The organism is Microcystis sp. M53603_WE2, assembly GCF_030065435.1.
Genome location: NZ_JASJFF010001157.1, coordinates 1 through 1289, shown reverse-complemented (window position 1 = coordinate 1289; position 1289 = coordinate 1). Strand labels below are relative to the sequence as shown.

Annotated in this window: 2 protein-coding genes; both read left to right on the top strand. The window is 43.8% G+C overall.

The window, feature by feature from the left end; translation table 11 throughout:
- The first annotated feature begins 480 nt into the window (after window positions 1-480).
- Entirely contained in the window at window positions 481-675 is a 195-nt protein-coding gene (gene psbH / locus PX481_RS24380) for a photosystem II reaction center phosphoprotein PsbH (RefSeq protein ID WP_002736544.1), read from the top strand.
- Between the two features lie 104 nt (window positions 676-779).
- Entirely contained in the window at window positions 780-1028 is a 249-nt protein-coding gene (locus tag PX481_RS24375; protein WP_002762408.1) for a TatA/E family twin arginine-targeting protein translocase, read from the top strand.
- Window positions 1029-1289: the final 261 nt, after the last annotated feature.

The following is a 1289-nucleotide window of genomic DNA, read 5'->3' as shown; positions in this document are numbered from 1 at the left end:
GTAATCGTAGGGTAAAGGGGGAAGTGTGTAAGCCATGTGTTCTCTGTATCCTCTCTTGAGAGCTTGTTTAAGGTAGTGTTGTTAACCTTTTGTCAGTATTCAGCTTAACCAAGACGAATACCTTTGCAATAAAACTTTACACCCTCAATCATAGCACCGAAGGAGACTTGATCAGTGATCACTGATCGATCAGCTTTTTTCTCCCATCTCCCTTCTCCCCCATCACCTCAACTCCCATCGACCATCTCCTAAATCCTGAGAAGATCACCAAACAATGTTAAAATAATTCCCGTACTGTAGGCGCTTGCAGATTCTTGTGGGCGTGGCAGGGCAGGCGAAAAACGATTCCGTTCGGAATTAGACCAAAAAAGCTCCACTGGAAACAGCAGTAGATTTTATCTCACTGGGTTGACCGGTTGGCACTTCGTCAAATTACGGATCAATACAAAATTATCATTTACAGATCTTTCTTGGTAACTTATGGCACAGCGTACACGCTTAGGTGAAATCCTTCGTCCCCTCAACTCGGAATATGGTAAAGTTTCTCCCGGTTGGGGAACTACCTTGCTGATGGGAGTTTTTATGGCTCTGTTTTTAGTCTTTTTGCTGATTATTTTACAGATCTACAACTCCTCCCTAATTTTAGAAGGATTTAATGTAGATTGGGGTCAGTAAGCAGATTCCAACAATCTCGTCGCCATTTTTGGCGGCAGAATTATCCCTCGGACTTTGGCAGGTGGGTTATTGCCCACCGCGAGTTTTTTATTAGGAGCAAAAACATGAATATTTTTGGGATTGGATTGCCGGAAATGGGGTTAATTCTCTTGATTGCCCTGCTAGTTTTCGGACCGAAAAAATTACCAGAAATCGGTCGCAGTTTAGGCAAAACGATTCGAGGATTTCAAGAAGCATCCAAGGAATTTGAAAGTGAATTTAAGCGAGAGGCCGAGCAGATTGAAGACTCGGTAAAAATCAAAGCTGAATTAGAAGAAAGTCAATCTCCTAGGGATCAAACTCGTTCCAGTTAAGAACTGTGTAGAGATGTAGAGTAGGTCAAATTCGAGACTATCCGCTAGATTAACATCGGGAATGACCAGAGCCGGATTAAATTGGCAGTTTTACCATAGACCTCTTGTAAAAATCAAAAATTGTTGTTAGGGTCAGGAGTCAGGAGCCGGTCGTCAGGAGACTCCGAGACAGGAGATTATTTTATTTATTCTTCCCACTTCCCCACTTCCCCACACCCCACTTCCCCACACCCCACACCCCACACCCCACACCCCACACCC

Excerpts from the sequence above, each read along its gene's own strand:
- psbH (WP_002736544.1), top strand. The coding sequence starts at position 481 with ATGGCACAGCGTACACGCTTAGGTGAAATCCTTCGTCCCCTCAACTCG.
- PX481_RS24375 (WP_002762408.1), top strand. The coding sequence starts at position 780 with ATGAATATTTTTGGGATTGGATTGCCGGAAATGGGGTTAATTCTCTTG.